The sequence below is a fragment of the Nocardiopsis sp. iso_186 genome (assembly GCF_056173365.1).
The window spans coordinates 3,632,550-3,655,499 of record NZ_CM149670.1 but is presented as its reverse complement, the minus strand read 5'-3'; the positions used below and the strand labels follow the sequence as shown (position 1 = coordinate 3,655,499).

Here is a 22,950-nt window from a genome sequence, read left to right as displayed (position 1 = left end):
AGGGATGAGGTATGACCTCAACCATCCGGTCCGTGCCTGCCAGCGCCACCCCGCCCAGCACGGGTGGCCTGGCCGAGCCGGTGTTCACCACGGCCGCCCGCCATCCGGACCGCGCCGTTGTCGCCCGACTCACCGACGGCGAATGGTGTGACGTGAGCGCGGCGGAGTTCGCCGCGCACATCACCCGGGTGGCCCGTGGACTCGTCGGAGCGGGGATCGGCCCCAAGGACCGGGTCGCGATCCTGGCCGACAACCGTTACGAGTGGACTCTGCTGGACTACGCGCTGTGGAGCGTCGGCGCGATCCCGGTTCCCGTCTATCCCTCTTCCTCCACCGGGCAGATCCGCTGGATCCTCGAAGACTCGGCTGCCGTGGCGTGTGTCACCGACACCGCCGAGCGCGCGGAGAAGGTCCGTTCGGCCACCGCCGACCGCGCAACCCCGCCCGAGGTGTGGGTACTGGACGAGGGCGCGATCGAGGACCTCCAGAGCCGTGGCGCCGAGATCGCCGAGTCCGCCGTGCGGGACCGGCGGGCCGCCGTCGTCCCGGCGGACCCAGCCACTCTCGTCTACACCTCCGGTACCACAGGTGCACCGAAGGGGTGCGTGCTCACCCACGCCAACTTCTTCGCCGAGGTTGACAACATCATCGCCGCGCTGCCCGAACTGTTCGCCGACGGGCCCGGCGGTTCGCGGCCGGCCACCCTGCTGTTCCTGCCGCTGGCGCACGTCTTCGGGCGGGTGGTCCAGGTCTGCGCCATGCACGCCGGTGTGCGCCTGGCCCATACCGCCAGCGTGCGCAGCCTGCTCACCGATCTCACGACCTTCGGCCCCACGTTCTTGCTGGCCGTGCCCTACGTATTGGAGAAGATCCACGCCGGGGCCAAGGCCAGGTCGGGCGGCGGACTGAAAGGGCGGATCTTCGACGCTGCCACCCGAACCGCCGTCGCCTACAGCGAGGCGCTTGACACCGGCGGCCCCGGGCCCCTGCTGCGCGCCCGGCGCGCACTGTTTCACCGGCTCGTCTACGTCCGGGTGCTGGACGCCCTGGGCGGCAACACCAATCGCGTGATCACCGGAGGCGGCAGCCTGGAGGCCCGGCTGCTGCACTTCTACCGGGGCATGGGGTTGGAGGTCATCGAGGGCTACGGCCTGACCGAGACCACCGCGGCCGTCCTCGCCAACCGTCCCGGGCGGGTGCGGCCCGGCACGGTCGGGGCGCCGCTGCCCGGGGTCTCGGCGGCCCTGGCCGAGGACGGGGAGCTCCTCCTGAAGGGACCGCAGGTGTTCCAGCGGTACTGGAACAACGAGGAGGCGACCGCAGGGGCGTTCACCGACGGCTGGTTCGCCACCGGTGACCTGGGGGAGTTCGATGACGAGGGCAACCTGCGCATCATCGGGCGCAAGAAGGAGATCCTGGTGACAGCCGGGGGCAAGAACGTGGTTCCCGGCCCGATGGAGGAGCGGCTGCGCGCCCAGCCGTTCATCAGCCAGTGCATGGTGCTGGGCGACGGGCGGCCCTTCGTGACCGCGCTGGTCGTCCTCGACCCCGATACCCGGGATCAGCTCGAATCGGGGGAGCAGGTGCGCGCGGCCGTACAGGAGGCCGTGGACGCGGCCAACGCCGAGGTCTCACGGGCCGAGTCGATCCGTGCCTTCACCATCGTGGACACGCCTTTCTCCGAGGCGGACGAGACGCTGACCCCCACCCTGAAACTGCGCCGGGACGCCGTCCTGTCCGCGTACGCCACAGAGGTCGAGGCGATGTACACGAAGCGGTGAACCCGGGCGGCTCTGCGCGGACCGGTCAGTGGGCGCGAGAGGAGAGGGACCGGGCACGCGGATCGTAGGAGAGGACCCCCGCCCCCTTCTCGATCGCCTCGGCGACCGCGGCGGCGAACTCGGCGGTGTCGTAGGGCTTGGGCAGGGCCGAGGGAGCGTTCCCCGCAATCGGCCGCGTCGTCAGGCCGGTCTCCATGTGCGGGGCGCGTACGTCCAGCACCGTGACCCCCCGGCGTCGCTGCTCGGCGCGCAGCACGCTCAGCCACGCCGAGAACGACGCCTTGCTCGCCGAGTACGCGGCCATCCCCGTCGTCGGGTAGTTGACCAGTACCGCGGAGATCGCCGCGACAGTCCCGCCCCCGTCGCCGAACGCCGCTACCGCGGCGCGCGCCAGCGCCATCGGGGACAACGCGTTGACCAGGTGCAGATGCTCGTTGACAGCATCGTCCTCGTTGACGGCCGCTCCGAAGGCGGCGACGCCGTGCGCGAGCACGATGGCGTCGAGGCCGCCCAGCCGCTCGGCCAGCACTCCTACCGCTTCCTGCCCGGCCTCCACGTCCATCGCCTCGAACCCCACAGCAGGGCTGTCGCCCAGCCGGGCGGCGGTTGCTGCCAGCCGTTCCTGGTCGCGGCCCATCAGCCCCAGCCGTGCACCGCGTCGGTGCAGTTCGGTCGCCAGCAGTCCGCCCAGCGTCCCCGAAGCACCGGTCACGATCACCCGTGCACCGTCGATCCGCATCCCGCCCCCTTCCGCCGCTTTGAACGCGGACGCCCGCCTGCGCGGCGGGCGGTCCACGACCCCCTCACACGTTCAGCCGTCCACCGTCCTCGTGGACCGCGTCGGCATCCGTGTCGTCGAACCAGGTTCCGTTCTCGCCGAGGTAGCGAAAGTGCAGGGTGCTTTGGGCGGGAACGGTCACCGCCACGCTGCGCTGGCCGTTGGCCCGCGGCTTCAGCGGATGCGAATAGGGGTCCCATTCGTTGAACGTCCCTACGATCGACACCGGGCCCGCCGGCTCTTCGACGGGCAGGCTGAAGGTCACTTTCACCTGGCCGTTCTTGCTGGGCTTCGAGCGCTTGATCATTGCCACTTCCCCCTGGATCGGTTGCCGGGGACACGCTGTCGTCCAAGACGGCGCGTACCCCCGCACCAGTGTCGATCACCGGCCTTATGGTGCATCGCAATGACACGCTTACTCTGCGTGTTGTCTGTGAACCAAATGCGTCTTAACGAGAGGGAGCCAGTGTGTGAACGGTTCGGGTGCGGCCGTCGTAGCGGCGCGCGGCCACCGCTGTGCCCGCAAGCGGACCGGTCGTTCCCAGGGCAGCCGTCGCGGCGCCGATCCCCAGATGCGCGCCCCGCGCCAGGGACACGTGCGGGACCCAGCGCTGCGGCGCGTACAGGGGGTTGCGCACGGACGCCTCGCCCAGGGCGCGCCAGACCCGCAGGTGCAGTTGCTCCAGTACCGAATCCGGCCGCACCAGCCATACCAGCACCGGTCTGCGCCCGGTGAAGACGTGCAGCCGGTCCAACCGCACCGGCACCGGCAACGACGACACCGCCTCGGCCACCCGCTGCCAGTCCACCGGTGTGTCGGCCGCACACGTCGCGACCGTTACGTGCGGCCGGTTCGTCGGATGGGGGTGGTCGGCAAGGCTGGGCAGCCCGTGCGCCTGTAGTCGCGTCCACCCGCTGCGCACCGCCGCGTCGAGTCGAGTGTCCAATACCAGCTCCACCGTCTGCGCTCCGGCCACCTGCTGCTCTTTCCGTTGATCTGCGATGGTTCGCCCCCGGCCAATCCGGGGGGCCGACGGTTGCGAATAGCAACCGTGAGCCACAACAGCGACGTCCCTCGGGCGAACCGGTTCCCCACAGCCGCGCACACAACGCCTTCCACGCTGAGAGAAACCGCTCCGCATGTCGTCGTCGTGGCTCCGCCCTCCCGCTCACACGCCCGACCGCTGGCCACGATCGGTTCCGCACTGCGTTGGGCCGGAGCCCGGGTCACCTTCGCCTGCGCTGCCGAGTTCGCCCCGCTCGCCGAGCAGGCCGGCCTGGACTTCTACGCGCTGCGCACCAGCGACGACTCCACGGTCGCCGGCGGGCCGGGCCCGCGCGAGTTCCTCGACGCCACCCGGCGCGGTGCGGTTCCCGTGCTGCTCGCCCAGATCCGGCACCGTCGTCTCCGCGCGCTCGACCGTCCCGACGAGGTTCGGGAGTCCCTCGCCACCGCCGCCGCGGGACTGCGGCCCGACTGGTTCCTGGTGAACCAGCTCAGCTACGCCACCACTCTGGCCCTGCACTGCCTCGATCTGCCCTTCGCCAGTTTCTGTCCGGGCCATCCCGGAGCCATTCCCGGCCATGGGACCTATTCCGGTGTTCCCTACGCCTGGCCCCGGGCGCTGCGCCCCGCGGACGCCGAGTTGGGGGTGCTGGGCGAGGCGGCTGCCCGCACCGACGACGACTTCACCGCCGAGTTCAACCGGATCATCGCCGCTGCTGCCCCGGAACGACCGCGCGTGCCCCGTGCCTTCGCACTGACCTCCCCCCGGGCCCGGCTCTTCGACTATCCGCCGTTGCCCGGCCTGCCCACCCCCATGGGTGATCCCGCGGCCGTCTTCGCCGGGCACTGCACAGAGGCCGAGGAGTTGTCCCTCGCCTGGCAGGCGCGCCTGGGGGAGTTGGGGGAGGGACCGTTGGTCCTCGTCTCCTTCGGTGCCCTGCTCAGTGCGCGTGAGGACGTCCTGCGTGCTGTGGTCGGCGGGGTGCGTGCCGCGGTCCCCGACGCCGCGGTCGTCGTTGCCGCGGGTGGACGTGCCGAAGCGCTCGCTGGTCTCGCCGGCCCCCGTGTGCTCGTCGAGCCGGTCATCCCCCGGCAGACGCTCCTGGAGCGTGCGGACCTCTTCGTGCACCACGGCGCCCCGTACTTCTTCGCGGAGGCACTGCACGCGGGAGTTCCGGCCCTGGTACTGCCGTTCGCAGGCGACCAGTTCGCCATCGCCCACGACACCGAACTCGCCGAAGCCGGGTACTGCCTGGACCCCAACCGGTCCACCGCCCGGGACATCGGCAGTGCCGCCGCCGCGTTGCTGCGCGCCCCCGCCGGGGGTCTGACGCGGCTCGGGGCGCTTCTCGCCGAGCGCGGCCCTCGATGGGCGGCGCTGCGCCTGTTGGAGCGGATGGGACCGGCCTCGGTCGCATCCTCGGAAGCGGGTCCTTGACCAGCTGTTTCCTTGAATTTTCTCAAACAGAGGCGAGTATTTTTCGTCACCCTTCGTGAACAAGTGAGTTGAATGGGCATAGGTGACCGGGAAGCGGCACTCGCCGGTTGTACGCGCTTTCTGGAGTTCACGGATGTCCGTTCCCGCGCAGCTCGGTACCGTTCCCTACCCGGCCCCGCCCCCGGCGTGGTTAGAGGACGATTCGGTGTCCGATCCCGTCGAGATCGGCGGTTACCGAATCCTGGAGCGTATCGGGGTCGGCGGCATGGGCGCCGTGTACGCCGCGCTGACCGCGACGGGGGAGCGGGTCGCGGTCAAGGTCGTCCACCAGGAGTTCGCCACGAACCCCACCTATCGTGCCCGTTTCGTCCGGGAGGTGGACCTGCTCGCCCGGGTGGGCGACTCCTTTTCGGTTCACCCCATCGAGGCGGATATCGGGGCGTATCAGCCCTGGCTGGCGATGCCCTACATCGCCGGGCCGACCCTGGGCGAACACATCGTCGGGGAGGGGCCCATGGCGGGCCGCGAACTGGTGGAGTTCACCGCCGGCATCGCCCAGGCGCTGGTGGCCATCCACCGGGCAGGCGTGGTGCACCGCGACCTCAAACCCGACAACGTCATCCTCTCGTCGAGCGGGCCGCGGATCCTGGACTTCGGCATCGCCCAGGCCATGGACGAGCCTCAACCCGAAGGAGAGGAGGTCCTCGGTTCACCCGGCTGGATCAGCCCCGAGCAGTTCCACGAGCATCCTCCCCGGGCGGCGGCCGACGTCTTCGCCTGGGGTGGTCTCGTGGCGTATGCCTCCACCGGGCGGCGTCCCTTCGGAACGGGAAGCGTCGAGACCGTGGCGATGCGGGCGCTCCAGGGACGGGCGGACCTGCGGGGGATGCCGCACGGGTTGCTCCCACTGGTGGAGGCCGCACTGGCACCCGATCCCGCCCGGCGCCCCTGCTCCGAGAAGCTGCTGCGCGAAGTCGGCCGACTCGCCGCCGCGGGGCACTGCTGACGTCGTTTCGCGCCTGCTCGATACCGCCTCGTGAGTGTCGGACTCTGAGCGGAGCGGTCAGGGCCCGCTCGACCCGGTCGCCTTGACCGAGGCCAGGAAGGCATCCCACTCGGCACCGGCGAAGGAGAGGAAGCCGTGCTCGGGGTTCTTGGAGTCACGAAGGTTCATGTGACACAGACCGCGCGCCACCTCGACGCAGTTGCCGCCTCCGCTGCCGCTGTAGAAGGACTTGTGCCACGCGAGGCCGGGCCGGTCCTGCGACTCGGTCATAGCTCTCCCATAATCGAGGCCATCAGCTCAATCGAGGCGCGAGGGTTGAGGGTTTGCATGCAGACGGTGAAGAAGCGTTGCCGTTTCGCGTCAACCTCCCGCACCATGTCCGTCATTGTGGTAGGCCCGCCTGACTCCACATAAAGGACGGAAGGGTCGCTGGGAAAGTCCAGGATCTCCCAGGCTCCGTCCAGGCCGGCGTGCTCACTGACCCCGTTCGGGACGACCGCGATATGGCGGTGATCCTGCCCAATATCGCCCGTCGCCTGCTCGAGCACTTCCTCTGCTTCCGCACTTCGACGGGATGTGCGATCTTCTCGGGTTCACGGACAGCCGTGAGCTTTTGCTGGGAAACCCCGCCGGTCACCGTTTGTCTTCCACGGCAATCGGTTGAGCCGGCCTTAGGGGTGGCCCTGGTGGGCGCCGGCGAAGGACGACCGTTCGGGAGGGGACCCCGAACGGTCGTCCTTCGCCGGTTCGTCGGACACCGTGTGCCTACCGCGCCTTCTCCTCGTCCTCCCCGTCGTCGGGCTCCTCCTCGGCCAGGATGCGGTACAGCCCTCGCCGGGTCTCGGCCAGGAGGCGTTTGGCGCGTTCCAGCTGTTCGGGCGTGCCCGCCTGGGCGACCTGGGCCGCCGCGGCCGACAACTGGGCGGCCAGGGAGTTGAGCTCGGTGTAGTCGGCGGTGGAGTCGGCGTACTCGGCCGCCGCCGACTCCCACGGGGGGGTCAGTTCCGCCGCGTTCTCGGCGACGTAGGTGTGGCCCGCTTCGGTGAGCTCGTAGGGGCGCCGTCGGCCGCCGCCGGTCTGTGCGTGCTGGACCAGGTCCTCGTCCTCCAGTTGCTGGAGCATCGGATAGACCGAGCCGGGACTGGGCCGCCAGGCGCCGTTGCTGCGTTGGCGGGCTTCCTTGATGATCTCGTAGCCGCTGAGCGGTCCCTCGGCCAGGAGCAGCAAAATTCCGGTGCGGACGTCTCCACGGCGGGCGCGACCGCGCCAGCGGCCGTGCCCGTGTCCTCGGCCGCCGGAGAACGGGCCGAAGGGTCCACCGGGTCCGCCGAACGGTCCGCCGGGGCCGCCCCAGGGGCCGAACCCGCCGGGGTGCGGTGGCGGTGGCGGTGGCTGGTGCTGGTCGAAGTCCTCCGGGCGGGATGCCTCAACCGTTGACCAGGGAGTGGGGCGCTCCCCGCGTCCCCTGCGGGCGCCCCGCCCTCGGTGGGCAGGGGGCCAGCTCCAGGGCATCGCCATGGCGTTCATCAATGATCCTCTCGTAGTAATCTCCGACAGTCCCAAACTATCGATTAAGTTAACGATATATCGGCAATAGGTCGCCGTCAACGGTCGGTGGGAGAGTACGGTCGTGCCGTCGGCCGGTTCGCGCAGGGCGTCGAGGTGACCGTTGTGCCGCGCGGTCTCTTCGAGCAGGTGCGCCGACACCCCCGCGCATTTGTGCCGGCCGGTCGCCCGGTGCCAGTCCAGCCACGCGTTGAGCATGGTGCGCTCCTCAGCGGCGGCAGGAGGAGGCGGCGCGCCTCGGCGCGGACGTCGTCATTGCGTCATCGTGATTCCGGGATTTGCCGTTTCCACTGATTTTCCCGCCCCCGGTCGGGGGATACATTCGTTCTCGACCGGGGACCTCTTCTTCGCCGTCCCCGGCCCCGACCGCCTCCGCGGATCGGACACGACCGATTGGACAGGTGGCAGACGCGGTGACCGAGCGAAAAATCGCTGCCGGAGCGGTGGTCTTCGGCTGCGTCGCACTGCTGGGCGCGCCCCTGGGCCTGCTCTGGTGGCTGATCGCCCCCAGAGGGCAGGTGACGGTCACCACCGGTGGCACAACCGTCTTCTACCCACTCTCCGAGACCGTCTTCGCTGGAGAGGGCTACTACGCCCTGATGATGCTGGTAGCCGGTCTGCTCACCGGTTACCTGGCCTACCTCGCCCAGTACTCCTCGACCAGGCGCCACGGGGTGGACCTGCGGATGCCCACCCTGTTGGGCATCAGCGCCGGCGCACTGGCGGGGGCCGTCCTGGCCTGGGTCGTCGGTGTCGGACTCGACGTCTTCTCGGCGAGCGGGGCACAGTCCTTCGCCGCTCCCGGCGACGTGGTGGAGCAGGGCCTGAGCCTGCGCTCCCACAGTGCGCTGCTGCTGTGGCCCTTCGTCGCGATCTTGCAGTACGGCCTCTTCGACGCGGTCAGCCTTTGGCGCGGTGACCTGCCGACCGCCGAGGACGCCCGCACCGACACCGTCGAACCCGTCCATGACGAGGCCGACAACAGCAGGGGGCCGGCACCGGTCGAGCGCTAGGACGAATGCCGCGGTAGCGAGAGCCTCCCGGTCACGGGCTCAGGAAAGAGCGGTGATGGCGCCGGTCACCGCGTTGGTGAGCCGGATCAGGTCGTGCGGAGCCAGTTCCATCTGCAGGCCGCGACGCCCTGCGGAGACGAACACGGTCGGGTAGTGCGCGGCCGAGGCGTCCACCACGGTACGCAGCCGTTTGCGCTGGCCCAACGGGCTGATCCCGCCCCGCACGTAACCGGTGGCGCGCTCGGCCGCAGCGGGGTCGGCCATCTGCGCCTTCTTGCCGCTCACCGCTGTGGCCAGGGCTTTGAGGTCGAGTTTGCCCGCCACCGGAACCACCCCGACGACCAATGTGCCGTTGACCTCGGCCACCAGGGTCTTGAACACCCGGCCGTGCTCGGTGCCCAGGGAGTCGGCGGCCTCCTCGCCGTAGGAGGCGGCCCCGGACACGGTGTAGGGGTGCAGGGTGTAGGCGGCCTTGCCCCGCGTCGCCGCGATCGTGGCCGGGGTGCCTTTTCCGCTCAACTGCTCTTCTCTCCAGACGGAGGGCGCGTACGCCACCGCGCTAGTTCAGGTTGACCTCGTGACGCAGGAACCGCCCGGCCGGCAGGAGCCGGAGGCTGGAAAGGACCCGGTTCTCCCGGCGGAGCAGATCGCACACCAGTTCCAGACGGGCGGCAGCGTGCTCGGCCTCCAGCAGGGCCTGCTTGTCCGACTGGTCCACGATCATGGCGCCCGAAACCGAGTAGGACACCTGAAGTGCTTTGGCCGGGAACTCCTCGGGGGGTTCCGCCACAACGCCGATACCGTTGAGCCGCTCACAGTAGAGCGAGAACAACCGGATGGCGCGCTCGCACAGTTCGTCGGCGCCCGCGCCCACCTCGTCGGGCAGCGGGTCGGTGACCGCACGCAGGTAGGCGTGCGCGGAGTCGGGCGGGAGGAGTTCGCGGACCTGGAACCGCCCGGTCCCGGTGACGACGAGGTCGAATCCCCCCTCCTCGTCGCGCTGGACGTCCGTGATCTCGACGACGCACCCGACCGCCGAGAGCTGGTCGGCGGAGAGCTCGCCCACCTCGTGCCCCAGTTCGATGCCGAGGACGCCGAAGGCGCGGGGTTCGTCTGCGGGTAGGGCGAGCAGGTCCTCCACCAGTTCGCGGTAGCGGTCCTCGAACACGCGTAGGGGCATGGCCAGTCCTGGGAACAGGACCGACCCGAGCGGAAAGAGCGGCAGCCTGTTTGGCATTGGACAAGTATGCCCACAAACAGCGGCGGCCTCCCGCGAAAAACGCGGAAGGCCGTGATGACCGACGATCACTCGGGCCGGGCGGGTCAGACCGTGATGCCGGGACCCGCGGTCTCGGGCGCACCCGCTTCGCCGCCGGAGGAATCGGGCATGTCCCGGGCCACGAAGGTCTCCAGGTCGAACAGGTTGCCGTTCGCGCGGTCCACCACCGCCAGCAGGGTGGACATCTTGGCGACCTCCTCGGTCTGCTCTTGGAGGAACCAGCCCAGGAACTGCTCGCCCGTGTAGTCGTTCTCCTCCCGGGCGGCCTTCACCAGCAGATGGATCTGCTCGGTGACTTCGCGCTCCTGGCGCAGGGCCAGTGCCACGAGATCGCGCGGTGAGTCGAAGTCGTTGCGGATTTCCCCGGTCGAGGGAATCGCGGTGGGAACGTCATTGTCCAACAGGAAGCGCACCATCATCATCGCGTGGTCGCGTTCCTCCAGGGATTGCTGGTAGAAGACGCGGGCGAGTTGGGGCAGGTCGCGGTCGTCGAACCAGGCAGCCAGCGCGATGTACTGCTGTGAGGCGGTGAACTCGTTGCGCAACTGGTTGACGAGCAGGCGGTGGAACTTGGAAAGGCCGCGGTCGGAACTCGGAGTGCTCGTAGTCATGTCCCAATAATAGCGCATGAAAAAACAATTCACAGTTAAGGGTGACGTAATTCGTGTCGCTTAGGCAAGCCTTTATTTATTCAAATAAGGTTAGGTGTTCCAAAGTTAGGTGGCACTTATCAATAGATTTTTGTGGAGTTATGCGGCGAAGCCGCCCGAAGTCCCGCCGCAGGTCGGTGGGCCTCGCCCCTAGACTGAGGGGGTGATCTCCCGAATCGATCTCCGAGGAAACCCCGCGGACCCGCGCGACACGTTGCCGCGCGCCGAGCTAGACGTCGCAGCCGCGGTCGAGACCGTCCGTCCCATCTGCGAGGACGTGCGTCATCGCGGTACTCAGGCGCTGATCGAACTGGGCGAGCGCTTCGACGGTGTACGGCTGAGTCGGATCCGGGTTCCCCGTACCGCCGTCGAAGAGGCGCTCACCGGACTCGCGCCCACCGTGCGTGCGGCCCTTGAGGAATCGATCCGCCGTGCCCGCCTGGTCCACCGCGACCAGCGGCGTACCGACTCCACCACTCGGGTCGTGCCCGGCGGCACCGTCACCGAGCGCTGGGTGCCCGTCAACCGGGTCGGGCTCTACGTGCCGGGCGGTCGTGCCGTGTACCCCTCCAGCGTCGTCATGAACGTCGTCCCGGCACAAGAGGCCGGCGTCCCCTCACTGGCCGTGGCCTCCCCGCCCCAGGCGGAGTTCGGCGGGCTGCCGCACCCCACGATCCTGGCCGCCTGCGCGTTGCTCGGCGTCAACGAGGTCTACGCGGTGGGCGGCGCCCAGGCCGTCGCCATGTTCGCCTACGGCACCGACGAGTGCGCGCGTGCCGACCTGGTCACCGGCCCCGGCAACGTGTGGGTCGCCGCAGCCAAACGCCTGCTCAAGGGCGTGATCGGGATCGACTCCGAGGCCGGCCCCACCGAGATCGCCGTCCTCGCAGACGACACGGCCGACCCCGGCCACGTCGCGGCGGACCTGATCAGCCAGGCCGAGCACGACGTGATCGCGGCCTCTGTCCTGGTCACCCCCTCCACAAAACTCGCGGCCCAGGTCGAGGCCGAGCTCACCGTACGGGTACCTGCGACCAAGCACGCCGAGCGGGTCGCCGAGGCGCTGGGCGGGCGCCAATCGGGGATCGTCCTGGTGGACGACATCGATCACGGCCTGGCCGTGGTCAACGCCTACGCTGCCGAGCACCTGGAGGTCATCACCGCCGACGCCCGCGCGGTCGCGGCCCGGGTGCGCAACGCCGGCGCGATCTTCGTCGGCGCGTTCTCGCCCGTCTCGCTGGGCGACTACTGCGCCGGCTCCAACCACGTCCTGCCCACCGGTGGGTGCGCCTGCCACTCCTCGGGCCTGAGCGTGCAGAGCTTCCTGCGCGGTATCCACGTCGTCGACTACGACCGTGCCGCGCTGGCCGAGGTCGCCCACCACGTGGTGGCCCTGGCCGAGGCCGAGGACCTTCCCGCCCACGGCGAGGCGGTCACCGCGCGCATCCCCCTGGAGGAGCAGGCGTGAACGACACCGATTTCGGACTGGCCGACCTTCCGCTGCGCGATGACCTGCGAGGTCAGACCCCCTACGGGGCGCCTCAGCTCAGCGTTGACGCGGCCCTCAACACCAACGAGAACCCCTACCCGCCCTCGCCGCAACTGGCCGAGGAGATCGGCAGCGCGGTGGCCGAGGCCGCCGCGGGCCTCAACCGCTACCCCGACCGCGACGCACTCCAGCTGCGTGCCGACCTGGCCCGCTACCTCGACCACGGGCTCGACCGCGACCAGGTGTGGGCCGCCAACGGCTCCAACGAGGTACTCCAGCAGATCCTCCAGGCGTTCGGCGGCCCGGGGCGCAAGGCCATGGGCTTCGAGCCCTCCTATTCCATGCACCCCATCCTCGCCAGGGGCACCGGAACCCAGTGGGTTCCGGTGCCGCGCACCGCCGAGTTCGCCATCGACGTGGAGGCCGCCCACAGCGCCATCGCCGTGCACCAGCCCTCAGTGGTGTTCCTGACCTCGCCCAACAACCCCACCGGTACCGCGCTGCCCTTGGAGACCATCGAAGAGGTCGCGCGGATCGCCCCCGGTGTGGTCGTCGTCAACGAGGCATACGCCGAGTTCCGGCGGGAGGGGACCCCCAGCGCTTTGACGCTGCTGCCCTCCCACCCCCGGCTCATCGTCACGCGCACGATGTCCAAGGCGTTCGCGCTCGCCGGAGCGCGGCTGGGCTATCTCGCGGCGCACAGCGCCACCGTGGACGCCCTGCAACTGGTCCGGCTGCCCTACCACCTCTCCGCCGTCACCCAGGCGGTGGCCATCACCGCACTGGCCCACGCCGACGAGCTCCTGGGAGCGGTCAAGCGCCTGCGCGCCGAACGGGACGGCCTGGTGGACTGGCTGCGCGGGCACGGGTTCGCCGCAGCCGACTCCGACGCCAATTTCGTGCTCTTCGGCCGCTTCGACGACCGCGCCGCGGTCTTCCAGGGCCTGCTGGAGCACGGTGTGCTCGTGCGGGAGGTGGGCCCGCCCCAATGGCTGCGCGTCACCGTCGGGACCCCGGAGGAGATGACGGCGTTTCGCCGCGCCCTGCTCGACGTGACCGGCCGGTCCTGATCCATCCGGCGCAGCCCCGCCGACCGTGCGGTGCCGCTGCGCCTCGACCATCCCCGACCACAGAAAGACCTGAGAACCCATGAGCCGCACCGGCCGCGTCGAACGCACCACCAAGGAGACCAAGGTCCTCGTCGAGATCGACCTCGACGGAACCGGCGTCGCCGACATCTCCACCGGTGTCGGCTTCTACGACCACATGCTCGACCAGCTCGCCAAGCACGGCCTGTTCGATCTCACGGTGCGGACCGAGGGCGACCTGCACATCGACTCCCACCACACCATGGAGGACACCGCTCTCGCGCTGGGGGCGGCCTTCCGTGAGGCGCTGGGCGACAAGGTCGGCATCCGCCGTTTCGCCGACGCCAAGGTCCCCTTGGACGAGGCGCTCGCCGAGGTCACCGTGGACGTCTCGGGCCGCCCCTACCTCGTGCACTCCGAGCCCGCGGGCATGGCGCCCACCATCGGCCGCGACTACGACACCACCATGACCCGGCACATCTTCGAGTCCTTCGTCGCCCAGGCCCGCGTTGCGCTGCACATCAACGTGCCCTACGGCCGCAACGCACACCACATCGTGGAATGCCAGTTCAAGGCGTTCGCCCGTGCGCTGCGCTTCGCCTCGGAGCTCGACCCGCGCATCACCTGGGTGCCCTCCACCAAGGGTGCGCTGTAGTGTCCGCACTCTGGCCCGTCCTCCTGATCGTCCTGGGCGGTCTCCTGGCCGGCGGAGCCCTTTCGACGTGGAAGACCGCCAAGCCCCTGTCCGTCGCCCTGGCCGCCTGCGCGGCCCTGGCGGTGGCCGGTGGGCTGCTGCGCCTCGACTACCTCTGACCCCGTGGGACGGCCCCAGCGGCCGGGCCCGCGACCCCGACCAAGGAAGGCGTGCCCGCACGTGCAGCCACGCGTCGTCATCTTCGATTACGGATCGGGCAACCTGCGCTCGGCGCAGCGCGCCGTCGAACGCACCGGTGCCGACGTCACCGTCACCGGTGACCCCCACGCCGCGCTGGAGGCCGACGGTCTACTGGTGCCCGGTGTGGGCGCCTTCGCCGCCTGCATGGCGGGACTGCTGGCCGCCGGTGGTGACCGCGTCATCGGCAAGCGCCTCGCCGGCGGACGGCCGGTCCTCGGTATCTGTGTGGGCATGCAGATCCTGTTCGCCCAAGGGGTCGAACACGGGGTCACCACGCAGGGCTGCGACGAGTGGCCGGGGACGGTGGAGCGCTTGAACGCCCCCGTGGTGCCGCACATGGGGTGGAACACCGTTGACGTCCCCGAGGGCTCCCGGCTCTTCGCCGGAACCGACGAGGGCGAGCGGTTCTACTTCGTGCACTCCTACGGGGTGCGCAACTGGGAGCTGGAGGTCACCAGCCCCTATGTGCGTCCGCCGCTGGTCACCTGGTCCACCCACGGGACCCCTTTCGTCGCGGCAGTGGAGAACGGCCCGCTCTGGGCAACCCAGTTCCACCCCGAGAAGTCCGGTGACGCCGGGGCACGGCTCCTGGCCAACTGGGTCGCCACCCTCTGAACCACCCCGACGGCCCGGGCGGCGGGTGCTCTTCGCCCCGCGCCCGCGACAGGACCGTCGAAAACCATCCATCCGATCGTGAAAGGTCAACCAACCATGGCGTCCACCCTTGAACTGCTGCCGGCCGTCAACGTCGCCGGAGGGCAGGCCGTCCAGCTCGTGCAGGGAAAGGCCGACTCCGGCGGCCGCTACGGCGACCCCCTCCAGGCCGCCCTGGGCTGGCAGAACGCCGGCGCCGACTGGATTCACCTCGTGGATCTCGACGCCGCGTTCGGGCGCGGGCACAACCGTGAACTGCTCACCTCGATCGTCGGCACCCTGGACGTCAGGGTCGAGCTGTCGGGCGGAATCCGCGACGACGAGTCGCTGGCCGCGGCGTTGGCCACCGGTTGCCGCCGCGTCAACATCGGGACCGCCGCCCTGGAGAACCCCGCCTGGTGCGCCAAGATCATCGCCGAGCACGGCGACAAGATCGCCATCGGCCTGGACGTGCGGGGCACCACCCTGGCCGCGCGCGGCTGGACCCGTGACGGCGGGGACCTCCACGCCACGCTGGAGCGCCTGGAGGCCGAGGGCTGCGCCCGCTACGTCGTCACCGACGTCAACAAGGACGGCACCCTCAAGGGCCCCAACCTCGACCTGTTGCGCGACGTCTGCGCCCGCACCGACAAGCCCGTCGTCGCTAGCGGCGGCGTGTCCAGCATCGAGGACCTGCGGGCCATCGCCGCGCTCGTGCCAGAGGGCGTCGAGGGTGCGATCATGGGCACCGCCCTGTACGAGGGCGCGTTCACCATGGAGGACGCCTTGGCCGCCGTGCGCGGCGAGGAGAACGCCCGATGAGCCTGGCAGTCCGCGTCATCCCCTGCCTGGACGTGGACGCAGGCCGGGTCGTCAAGGGCGTCAACTTCCAGAACCTGCGTGATGCCGGCGACCCCGTCGAGCTGGCCAGGCGCTACGACGCCGAAGGTGCCGACGAGCTGACCTTCCTGGACGTCACCGCCTCCAGCGGTGCCCGTGAGACCACCTACGACGTGGTGGGGCGCACCGCCGGACAGGTGTTCATCCCCCTCACCGTCGGCGGCGGCGTGCGCGCCACCGATGACGTCAACCGGCTGCTCCGTGCGGGGGCCGACAAGGTCGGGATCAACACGGCGGCCATCCACCGCCCCGAGCTCGTCCGCGAGATCGCCCAGCGCTTCGGCAACCAGGTCCTGGTGCTCTCCGCCGACGTGCGCAGGGGCACCGGAGACACCCGTACCGACAGCGGATTCGAGGTGACCACGCACGGCGGGCGCACCGGGACGGGCATCGACGCGGTGGAGTGGGTGCAGCGTGCCGCCGACCTCGGTGCCGGTGAGATCCTGCTCAACTCCATGGACGCCGACGGGACCAAGTCGGGCTTCGACCTGGAGCTGATCCGCGCGGTGCGCGCGGTGGTGACCGTCCCGCTGATCGCCAGTGGTGGAGCGGGCGCGGTGGAGCACTTCGCTCCTGCCGTTGACGCCGGTGCCGACGCGGTCCTGGCGGCCAGTGTCTTCCACTTCGGCGAGTTCACCGTCAACGACGTCAAGGCCGAACTGCGGGCAAAGGGGCATCCCGTCCGCTGAGCGCCCGCCGTGTCCGCCCGCACCGGCGGACACGGCAGGCGCCCCCAGCCGCCCCGGCTGGCCGGAACGGGTCATACGGTGGCGGAATACGTCGTGGTCCGTGAGCGCTGAACAAACCGGTACAGGTTGCCGCGCCGCCGCAGTACGGTGTGGAACCGATCCGCCCGCCCCCACAGGCGGGCCTTTTCTCGCCACCACCGACGCAGCTGGGGGACGTATGTCACAGGGAGTCACTACGGAAAGACCCGCAGTGGATTCCCGGGTGTTGGCGGAGGGCCTGCGCGTCCTGTGGGTCGCGATCCGCGCCGAGCCGTGGATCTTCGCCCTCGCCGTGGGCGGGGCCGCACTCCACGCAGGAGTCGCGGTCGCCTCCGCCACCGTCCTGGGACGCGTCACCGAAGACGTGATCCTCCCGGCCTTCGCGCAAGGGGAGACCACCACCGGTGCGCTGGCCGCCGCAGCCTCCCTGCTGCTGGCGGTCGGCGTTCTCAAGGGGCTCGGTCTCGCAGCCCGCCGCCTCTACGCCGGTCTCATGCAGTTTCGGATGCAGGCCCGGTACCGGCAGGCCGTCGCCCGCAAATACCTGGACCTCCCGCTCTCCTGGCACCAGCGCCATCCCACCGGCCAACTGCTGTCCAACGCCAACGCCGACGTCGAAGCCGCCTGGGGGCCGCTCGCCCCGCTGCCCATGGCGGTGGGCAGCGTGTTCATGCTCGTGATCGCCGCAGCGGCGATGCTGCTCACCGATTCGGTGCTCGCCCTCGTCGGCTTCGTCGTCTTCCCGGCGCTGGCCGTGGCCAACGTCGTCTTCCAGCGCAAGGTCACCCCGGTGGACACCCGAGCGCAGATGTTGCGCGCCCGGGTCAGCGAAGTCGCCCACGAGTCCTTCGACGGTGCGCTCGTGGTCAAGAGCCTCGGACGCGAGGACACCGAGACCGAACGCTTCACCGCCGCCGCGCACCGGCTGCGCGACGCCCAGATCCGGGTTGGCCGGATGCGCGCCATGTTCGATCCGGTCATGGACTCCCTGCCCAACCTGGGTGTACTGGCGGTACTGCTGATCGGTGCGATCCGCATCGAGAGCGGCGCGGTCAGCTCCGGCGACCTCGTCCAGATCGCCTATCTGTTCACCCTGTTGGCCCTGCCGGTCCGCTCGTTGGGCTGGCTCCTCGGCGACATGCCGCGCAGCGTCGTGGGCTGGCGCAGGGTCAGCGCGGTCCTCGGAGCCCAGGGCCGCACCGAGCACGGTCGCACCCCCCTCGACGGTGAGGGCGGGCTGCGGGTCGAGTTGGACGAAGTCGGGTTCTCCTACGTCAACGCCTACCAGGAGAACGGCAACGCCACCCGCGACCTCTCCGTCCAGTCACCCGAGGGCATCGAGGCCGAACCCCGCACCACCGTCCTCAGCGACGTACACCTCACCCTGGCCTCCGGACGCACCATCGCCCTGGTCGGTCCCACCGGCGCGGGCAAGTCCACCCTCACCACACTGCTCATGCGCCTGGTGGACCCCGACTCCGGAACGGTCCGGTTCAACGGGACCGACGTCCGCGAACTCGCCCCGGGGGAGATCGCGCGCACCGCCGCGCTGGTGCCGCAGAGCGCCTTCGTCTTCGAGGACACCGTCCGCGACAACGTCACCCTCGGCGGCGACATCGACGACGCCCTCGTATGGGAGGCACTGCGGCTGGCCCGTGCGGACTCCTTCGTCGCAGCCCTGCCGGAGGGTCTCGACACCCGCCTGGGCGAGCGCGGTACCAGCCTGTCCGGCGGTCAGCGCCAGCGCCTCGCCCTGGCCCGGGCACTCGTCCGCCGGCCCAGGCTGCTCATCCTGGACGATGCCACCTCCGCCGTGGACCCGCAGGTTGAGGCGCAGATCCTCGGTGGGCTCCGCGACATCGAACTGTCGGCCACCGTGGTCGTCGTGGCCTACCGCAGGGCCACCATCGAGCTCGCCGACGAAGTCGTCTACCTGGAGCAGGGCACCGTCCACGACCGCGGGACGCACGCCGAACTGCTGGAGCGGTCCCCGGGCTACCACGCGCTCGTCACCGCCTACGAAAACGCCGCCGAGCAGCGTGTTGCCGACGCCGCCACCGAACAGGAGGTCACCCGATGAGCGCTCCGGCGCCCACCCGTCCCGACCGCGCGGAGGGTGTCCCCACCAACGCCGACGCGGCTCCCGCGTTGCACCGCTCCACCGACTCCGCCTGGGCGACGCTGCGCCGCGGACTGGCCCTCTCACCGGAATTCGCCCACGGCCTCCTCCTCACCCTTTTCCTCGCCCTGGTGGCCACCGCCGGACGGATCGTGGTCCCCGTCGCGGTCCAACAGGTGATCGACAACGGTCTGGTCGCCGAGGGCGGTCCCGACATCGGGTTCGTGGCCCGCGCGGTCACGGTATGCGCCGTACTGGTCCTGCTGACCGGGATCTGCTCCTACTTCATGAACGCCCGGTTGTACCGGGCCACCGAGTTCGGACTGGCCACCCTGCGGCGCAAGGCGTTCCGGCACGTGCACGACCTGTCGGTGCTCACCCAGAACAGCGAGCGCAAGGGCGCCCTGGTCTCCCGCGTCACCGGTGACGTCAACCAGATCAGTGCCTTCATGCAGCGCGGCGGAGTCCTGCTGATCGTCAGCGTCGGCCAGCTGATCGTGGCCACCGTGCTCATGTCCGTCTACGCCTGGCAGCTCGCACTGTTGACCTGGGTCTGTTTCCTCCCCCTGCTGTTCGGCGTGCGCTGGTTGCAGAAACTGCTGTCCAAGGCCTACCTCGCGGTCCGCGAGCGCACCGGGGACATGCTCGGCGTCATCGGTGAGACGGTCATGGGAGCGGCCGTCATCCGCGCCCACGGCACCGAGACGCGCACCGCCCGACGGGTGGACGAGACGGTTCTGGCCACCCGGACCGCCCAGGTCAGGGCCCAGCGCCTGTCCATGGCGGTTTCACCGTTCGCCGAATTCATCGCGGCGCTGGCCTACGCCAGCATCGTCGTCGCGGGGGTCCTGTTGGGCATCGCGGGCGAGCTCACCGCGGGCGAGCTCGTGGCGTTCCTCTTCGTGATCACCCTCTTCATCACGCCGATGATCATGGCGACCGAGATCTTCAACGAGGCACAGAACGCCATCGCGGGTTGGCGGCGTGTGCTCGGCGTCCTCGACACCGTCCCCGACATCGCCGACCCCGGGCCCCGGGGCAGGGAACTACCGCGCGGCCCCGTCTCCGTGCGCTTCGACCAGGTTTCCTACGCCTACCCCTCCGGGCCGTTGGTGCTCGACGACGTCAACCTGGAGATCCGCCCGGGCCGCCGGGTGGCGGTGGTCGGGGAGACCGGATCGGGCAAGACGACCTTCGTCAAGCTCCTCACCCGGCTGATGGACCCCGCCAAGGGCGCCGTCCTCCTCGACGACGTCAACCTGCGGGAGGTCGCCTTCTCCTCCCTGCGCGCCCGCGTGGTCATGGTTCCGCAGGAGGGATTCCTCTTCGACAGCACACTCGGGGAGAACATCCGCTTCGCCCGCCCCGAGGCCACCGACACCGAACTGGTCGAGGCCATCACCGAAATGGGCCTGGGGGAGTGGCTGACGGGACTCGCCCACGGTCTGGCCACCCCGGTCGGCCAACGAGGGGAATCGCTCTCGGCCGGGGAACGCCAGCTCGTGGCGCTGGTCCGCGCCTACGTCGCCGACCCCGACCTGCTGGTCCTCGACGAGGCCACCTCCGCGGTCAACCCGGCCACCGAGGTGCGCATCCAACGCGCACTGGAACGGCTCACCAGCGGCCGCACCTCCGTTGCCATCGCGCACCGCCTCTCAACGGCGGAAGCCGCGGACGAGGTACTCGTCTTCGACGCCGGCCGAGTCGTCCAACGCGGCAGCCACGCCGAACTGGTGGTGCGGCCCGGTGTCTACGCCGACCTGCACGCCTCCTGGGTCACCAGTTCGGCCTGATCCCCGACCATCCATCCGGCGACGCGGCAAGCGTCCCGTGCCCGACGCGGTCAGCGCCGGTGCTTCCACCAGTGCAGCGCGAGCAGCTCCGCGATCACCGGCTCCGTCAACACGCCGATGTCGGGGTCGGTGTCCCCGGGGTAGCGCAGCACCATGGCCGCGCCGGGGACCTCACCGCCCACACAGACGAACGTGCCCTTCAGCGACCCCAGGTGGTCGGCGAAGCGCTCGTCGAAACGCGAGCCGGCGAACAGCAGCGCCCGGTAGTCCTGCACCGCTGCCAGGTGGCGCTCGGTGTGCGACCACTCCCCGGTCTCGCAGGAGTGCGCGGCCAGCACCGGTCCGCGTCGCAGCGCAAGAGCACCCAGGCGCGCCGAGGACGACCGCTCGGCCGGCGCCACCAGGTAGGGGCCGGGACGCGTCGAGAGCAGACCGGCAACCCCCGGGACCCACTCCGCGGCGCGGGCCATCAGGTCGGAGACGGCATTGCTCGAACGCCGCAGGGTCACCGCGACATCGGCCGAGCTCCCAGGCGTGGGTGCGCCCAGCCGGGAGGCCAGAAGGAGCAACAGCGCCAGAGCCTGCTGGGCCCCGCCGCTCTCCAGGCCGCTGACCTCGCCGCTCGTCAGCAGCGGCACGACCAGGTCGGCGTAGCGCGTTTCGGGGCCTTCGGCGTCGTCGGTCAGTACGACGATCGCCGAGGAGCCGGCGTAGCGATGGAGCGATTCGCACAGTTCCCGGCGCGCGCTGCCCAACGCCACCGCCACCACCAGGGTGTCGGGGCCGCCCGGGGTGGAGAAGGCGGCCGTCGCCGACTCCGCCGACGCGCCCAGTCCCGCCCGTCGCATCCGCTCCGCTGCGACCTCGCAGACGTAGTGGCCTGCCCCGGCCCCCAGCAGTACGATCGCGGCCGGCTCGTCGTCCAGCAGCGCGGGCAGCGCGGCGTAGGGGTCGCGGCGGGCCAGGCGGTCGGCCAGGCGGGTCAACGCCGCCGGCTTGTCCGCCAGTTCGGCGGCGAGTCGCTGAGCGGTCACGGACACTCCTCTCGTGGGCTGGCCTCGACGTTATCGGGGCCTGGAACCAGCTCGGGACCCCGATAACGCCAATGCGAACGGGGTAATAAACTGCACCGCATGAGCACGGACCTGGACCCCGGCATCGCCGCGCGCCTCAAACGCACCTCGGACGGACTGGTGGCGGCCGTCGTGCAACAGCACGACACCGGCGAGGTTCTCATGCTCGCCTGGATGGATGACGAGGCCCTGCGCCGCACCATCGATACCCGCGCGGCCACCTACTGGTCGCGCAGCCGCGGTGAGTACTGGGTCAAGGGTGCGACTTCGGGCAACACCCAACGCGTCGTCTCGGTCGCCCTGGACTGCGACGGCGACACCCTGTTGGTCCGGGTCAACCAGACCGGCGCCGCCTGCCACACCGGCGCGCGCACCTGCTTCGACGCGGACCCCTTGCTGTGAGCGTCGCCACCGTGTCCTCCCGCCGTTGACCGGCCGGCTCCGGGCAGTACCTCCTGACGCTCACGGCCACCGCGGCAGGAGCGGTTCTGCTGCTGGCCGCTACCGCGCAGGACTGGGCCACCGCGCGGGTGGACATGGGCAACGGACTCGCCCCGATCCTGCTCGACCTACCCGCTTCCCAGGTCAGCCCGCTCGCCTCGGCGCTGGGCTGGGCCGCGTTCGCCTCCGTCGTCGCCGTCGTCGCGACCCGTGGCACGGGACGCCGCGTCGTGGGCCTGCTGGTAGCGGTGCTGGGCGTGGCCGGGCTGGCCGGTGTCTACACCGGTACGCGCTCCGCGGCGCTCGCCGCCACCGCCGAGCGTCTCGCCACCGCGGACGGGGACCTCTCCGCGGTGCGACTCGTCCCGCTCGGGCCGGTCGTCGCCGCGACGGCCGCGCTCCTCCTCGTCGTCGCAGGTGTGCTGACCCTGCTCAGGGGGGCGGCATGGCCTGTCATGGGCAGCAGGTACGATCGCCACGACGCACCGGCCGCGACCCGCACCGACGACCCCGCCGAGCTGTGGAAGTCGCTGGACAGCGGAGCAGACCCCACCGCGGACCCCCTACCGGGCCCCGGCACGCCCGACGCGGACGCCCCCGGCGCCGTGTCCAATGAGAACGCAGAACCCAAGGAGCGTTGATGTCCGACGAGCACCACGACGACCACGGCAACACCCTGTCGGCCTGGTTCCTGACCGCGTCCTGGATCGTGATCTGGACCGTGGCCGGTGTCGCCATCATCGCTGGTCAGAGCCTCATTACCTGGACTATTGTCGCCCTGGTCGGCAGCATCGCCTGCGCTGCGGTGGCCGGAGTCATGAAGCGCGCGGGCCTGGGGCGCAAGACCCCCCGTCCGCTGCCCATGACCCGCGAGCAGTACGACGCCAGTCTGCTGGCCAAGACCAAGGACCTGCTGGTCCCCGAGCGTCAGACCAGTGACGACGAGGGCGATGAGCCCGCGTCGCGCAAGGCGCACGACCGCGCTTCGGTGAGCGCCGGCAACGAGTGACCGGTACCGGTCACGGGCCCGTCGCGAGAAGGGGTCGAAACAGCTGCGATCCAGTTGAAATTTCGTTTCTCATTCCCGAACGGGGATGTATTGACTCGATATTTCACCCGGTCTCTGGTTTGATCGGTTCGCCTGACCTCTGATCTTGAGCGTCGGCCGGAGTGTCGTACGGGGGTGGGCGATCCCAACCGTGGCCCTGTTGACGATCCCGCCCCGGCCGCGCTGTCGTCCAATCCCATTCCCGTCATCAGAAAAGAACACGAAC

26 protein-coding genes are annotated in these 22,950 nt (G+C 70.2%); 16 read left to right on the top strand and 10 right to left on the bottom strand.

Going from position 1 to position 22,950, the window contains the following annotated elements; all coding sequences use genetic code 11:
* Positions 1-11 precede the first annotated feature (11 nt).
* Positions 12-1,781: an AMP-dependent synthetase/ligase gene (locus AC0VYP_RS16015; protein ID WP_285756825.1), complete on the top strand. Its 1,770-nt coding sequence runs from the start codon at positions 12-14 to the stop codon at positions 1,779-1,781.
* Between the two features lie 25 nt (positions 1,782-1,806).
* Here AC0VYP_RS16015 and AC0VYP_RS16010 read toward each other — a convergent pair whose 3' ends face one another.
* The 3 genes from AC0VYP_RS16010 to AC0VYP_RS16000 all read right to left on the bottom strand — a co-directional run bounded on the left by AC0VYP_RS16010 (position 1,807) and on the right by AC0VYP_RS16000 (position 3,536).
* Positions 1,807-2,520: an SDR family NAD(P)-dependent oxidoreductase gene (locus AC0VYP_RS16010; RefSeq protein WP_475470473.1), complete on the bottom strand. Its 714-nt coding sequence runs from the start codon at positions 2,518-2,520 to the stop codon at positions 1,807-1,809.
* A 64-nt stretch (positions 2,521-2,584) separates the two neighbouring features.
* The gene (locus AC0VYP_RS16005; RefSeq protein ID WP_285756823.1) at positions 2,585-2,866 is read right to left on the bottom strand and encodes an isoamylase early set domain-containing protein; all 282 of its coding nucleotides are present in this window, start codon (positions 2,864-2,866) and stop codon (positions 2,585-2,587) included.
* Positions 2,867-3,008: 142 nt separating this feature from the next.
* The gene (locus tag AC0VYP_RS16000) at positions 3,009-3,536 is read right to left on the bottom strand and encodes a 2'-5' RNA ligase family protein (RefSeq protein WP_285756822.1); all 528 of its coding nucleotides are present in this window, start codon (positions 3,534-3,536) and stop codon (positions 3,009-3,011) included.
* 75 nt (positions 3,537-3,611) lie between these two features.
* On the opposite strand from AC0VYP_RS16000, the gene AC0VYP_RS15995 reads away from it, so the two are divergent.
* Complete coding sequence (locus tag AC0VYP_RS15995) at positions 3,612-5,003, top strand: glycosyltransferase (protein ID WP_475470472.1); 1,392 nt, start codon at positions 3,612-3,614, stop codon at positions 5,001-5,003.
* Positions 5,004-5,208: 205 nt separating this feature from the next.
* Positions 5,209-6,009 carry a serine/threonine-protein kinase gene (locus AC0VYP_RS15990; protein ID WP_285756820.1) on the top strand — a complete coding sequence of 267 codons (801 nt, stop codon included), beginning with the start codon at positions 5,209-5,211 and terminating at the stop codon, positions 6,007-6,009.
* A 57-nt stretch (positions 6,010-6,066) separates the two neighbouring features.
* On the opposite strand, the gene AC0VYP_RS15985 is transcribed toward AC0VYP_RS15990, so the two are convergent.
* The 3 genes from AC0VYP_RS15985 to AC0VYP_RS15975 all read right to left on the bottom strand — a co-directional run bounded on the left by AC0VYP_RS15985 (position 6,067) and on the right by AC0VYP_RS15975 (position 7,536).
* Positions 6,067-6,279 (bottom strand): DUF397 domain-containing protein, encoded by a 213-nt coding sequence (locus AC0VYP_RS15985; RefSeq protein WP_475470471.1) that lies wholly within the window; start codon positions 6,277-6,279, stop codon positions 6,067-6,069.
* Positions 6,276-6,557: a Scr1 family TA system antitoxin-like transcriptional regulator gene (locus tag AC0VYP_RS15980; protein WP_285756818.1), complete on the bottom strand. Its 282-nt coding sequence runs from the start codon at positions 6,555-6,557 to the stop codon at positions 6,276-6,278. Before AC0VYP_RS15980 ends, AC0VYP_RS15985 begins: the two co-directional genes overlap by 4 nt.
* A 217-nt stretch (positions 6,558-6,774) precedes the next feature.
* On the bottom strand, positions 6,775-7,536 hold the full coding sequence (locus AC0VYP_RS15975; protein ID WP_285756817.1) for a PadR family transcriptional regulator: 762 nt from the start codon (positions 7,534-7,536) through the stop codon (positions 6,775-6,777).
* A 452-nt stretch (positions 7,537-7,988) separates the two neighbouring features.
* Between AC0VYP_RS15975 and AC0VYP_RS15970 the strand changes: the two genes are divergently transcribed.
* A complete protein-coding gene (locus tag AC0VYP_RS15970) occupies positions 7,989-8,588 on the top strand; it encodes a hypothetical protein (protein WP_285756816.1) in 600 nt (199 codons plus the stop codon).
* Between the two features lie 39 nt (positions 8,589-8,627).
* Here the strand turns inward: AC0VYP_RS15970 and ybaK are convergent, their stop codons facing one another.
* The 3 genes from ybaK to AC0VYP_RS15955 all read right to left on the bottom strand — a co-directional run bounded on the left by ybaK (position 8,628) and on the right by AC0VYP_RS15955 (position 10,478).
* On the bottom strand, positions 8,628-9,107 hold the full coding sequence (gene ybaK / locus AC0VYP_RS15965) for a Cys-tRNA(Pro) deacylase (RefSeq protein ID WP_475470469.1): 480 nt from the start codon (positions 9,105-9,107) through the stop codon (positions 8,628-8,630).
* A gap of 40 nt (positions 9,108-9,147) precedes the next feature.
* Positions 9,148-9,825 carry an LON peptidase substrate-binding domain-containing protein gene (locus AC0VYP_RS15960; protein ID WP_285756815.1) on the bottom strand — a complete coding sequence of 226 codons (678 nt, stop codon included), beginning with the start codon at positions 9,823-9,825 and terminating at the stop codon, positions 9,148-9,150.
* An 86-nt stretch (positions 9,826-9,911) separates the two neighbouring features.
* Positions 9,912-10,478, bottom strand: coding sequence for a ferritin (locus AC0VYP_RS15955; protein WP_475470467.1), 567 nt, complete (start codon positions 10,476-10,478; stop codon positions 9,912-9,914).
* Between the two features lie 202 nt (positions 10,479-10,680).
* On the opposite strand from AC0VYP_RS15955, the gene hisD reads away from it, so the two are divergent.
* The 9 genes from hisD (at position 10,681) to AC0VYP_RS15910 (ending at position 20,162) form a co-directional block, all read left to right on the top strand.
* A complete protein-coding gene (hisD, locus tag AC0VYP_RS15950; protein WP_475470466.1) occupies positions 10,681-11,985 on the top strand; it encodes a histidinol dehydrogenase in 1,305 nt (434 codons plus the stop codon).
* Entirely contained in the window at positions 11,982-13,076 is a 1,095-nt protein-coding gene (locus AC0VYP_RS15945) for a histidinol-phosphate transaminase (protein ID WP_475470465.1), read from the top strand. Before hisD ends, AC0VYP_RS15945 begins: the two co-directional genes overlap by 4 nt.
* Positions 13,077-13,155: 79 nt before the next feature.
* Positions 13,156-13,749, top strand: a complete 594-nt coding sequence (gene hisB, locus AC0VYP_RS15940) for an imidazoleglycerol-phosphate dehydratase HisB (RefSeq protein ID WP_285756811.1) — start codon at positions 13,156-13,158, stop codon at positions 13,747-13,749.
* Positions 13,749-13,907 carry a hypothetical protein gene (locus AC0VYP_RS15935; protein WP_285756810.1) on the top strand — a complete coding sequence of 53 codons (159 nt, stop codon included), beginning with the start codon at positions 13,749-13,751 and terminating at the stop codon, positions 13,905-13,907. Before hisB ends, AC0VYP_RS15935 begins: the two co-directional genes overlap by 1 nt.
* A gap of 61 nt (positions 13,908-13,968) precedes the next feature.
* Positions 13,969-14,604 (top strand): imidazole glycerol phosphate synthase subunit HisH, encoded by a 636-nt coding sequence (gene hisH / locus AC0VYP_RS15930; RefSeq protein ID WP_475470463.1) that lies wholly within the window; start codon positions 13,969-13,971, stop codon positions 14,602-14,604.
* A 96-nt stretch (positions 14,605-14,700) separates the two neighbouring features.
* Positions 14,701-15,444, top strand: coding sequence for a bifunctional 1-(5-phosphoribosyl)-5-((5-phosphoribosylamino)methylideneamino)imidazole-4-carboxamide isomerase/phosphoribosylanthranilate isomerase PriA (gene priA, locus AC0VYP_RS15925; RefSeq protein ID WP_475470461.1), 744 nt, complete (start codon positions 14,701-14,703; stop codon positions 15,442-15,444).
* A complete protein-coding gene (gene hisF / locus AC0VYP_RS15920; RefSeq protein WP_475470460.1) occupies positions 15,441-16,211 on the top strand; it encodes an imidazole glycerol phosphate synthase subunit HisF in 771 nt (256 codons plus the stop codon). Before priA ends, hisF begins: the two co-directional genes overlap by 4 nt.
* A 217-nt stretch (positions 16,212-16,428) precedes the next feature.
* Complete coding sequence (locus AC0VYP_RS15915) at positions 16,429-18,330, top strand: ABC transporter ATP-binding protein (RefSeq protein ID WP_475470459.1); 1,902 nt, start codon at positions 16,429-16,431, stop codon at positions 18,328-18,330.
* On the top strand, positions 18,327-20,162 hold the full coding sequence (locus tag AC0VYP_RS15910; RefSeq protein ID WP_475470458.1) for an ABC transporter ATP-binding protein: 1,836 nt from the start codon (positions 18,327-18,329) through the stop codon (positions 20,160-20,162). Before AC0VYP_RS15915 ends, AC0VYP_RS15910 begins: the two co-directional genes overlap by 4 nt.
* A gap of 50 nt (positions 20,163-20,212) precedes the next feature.
* Here AC0VYP_RS15910 and AC0VYP_RS15905 read toward each other — a convergent pair whose 3' ends face one another.
* Positions 20,213-21,196, bottom strand: coding sequence for a MurR/RpiR family transcriptional regulator (locus AC0VYP_RS15905; protein ID WP_285756804.1), 984 nt, complete (start codon positions 21,194-21,196; stop codon positions 20,213-20,215).
* A 99-nt stretch (positions 21,197-21,295) separates the two neighbouring features.
* Between AC0VYP_RS15905 and hisI the strand changes: the two genes are divergently transcribed.
* The 3 genes from hisI to AC0VYP_RS15890 are packed head-to-tail and all read left to right on the top strand — an operon-like array spanning position 21,296 to position 22,685.
* Positions 21,296-21,637 carry a phosphoribosyl-AMP cyclohydrolase gene (hisI, locus tag AC0VYP_RS15900; RefSeq protein WP_475470456.1) on the top strand — a complete coding sequence of 114 codons (342 nt, stop codon included), beginning with the start codon at positions 21,296-21,298 and terminating at the stop codon, positions 21,635-21,637.
* 53 nt (positions 21,638-21,690) lie between these two features.
* Positions 21,691-22,317, top strand: a complete 627-nt coding sequence (locus AC0VYP_RS15895) for a Trp biosynthesis-associated membrane protein (RefSeq protein ID WP_475474264.1) — start codon at positions 21,691-21,693, stop codon at positions 22,315-22,317.
* On the top strand, positions 22,317-22,685 hold the full coding sequence (locus AC0VYP_RS15890; protein ID WP_285756801.1) for an HGxxPAAW family protein: 369 nt from the start codon (positions 22,317-22,319) through the stop codon (positions 22,683-22,685). Before AC0VYP_RS15895 ends, AC0VYP_RS15890 begins: the two co-directional genes overlap by 1 nt.
* Positions 22,686-22,950: the final 265 nt, after the last annotated feature.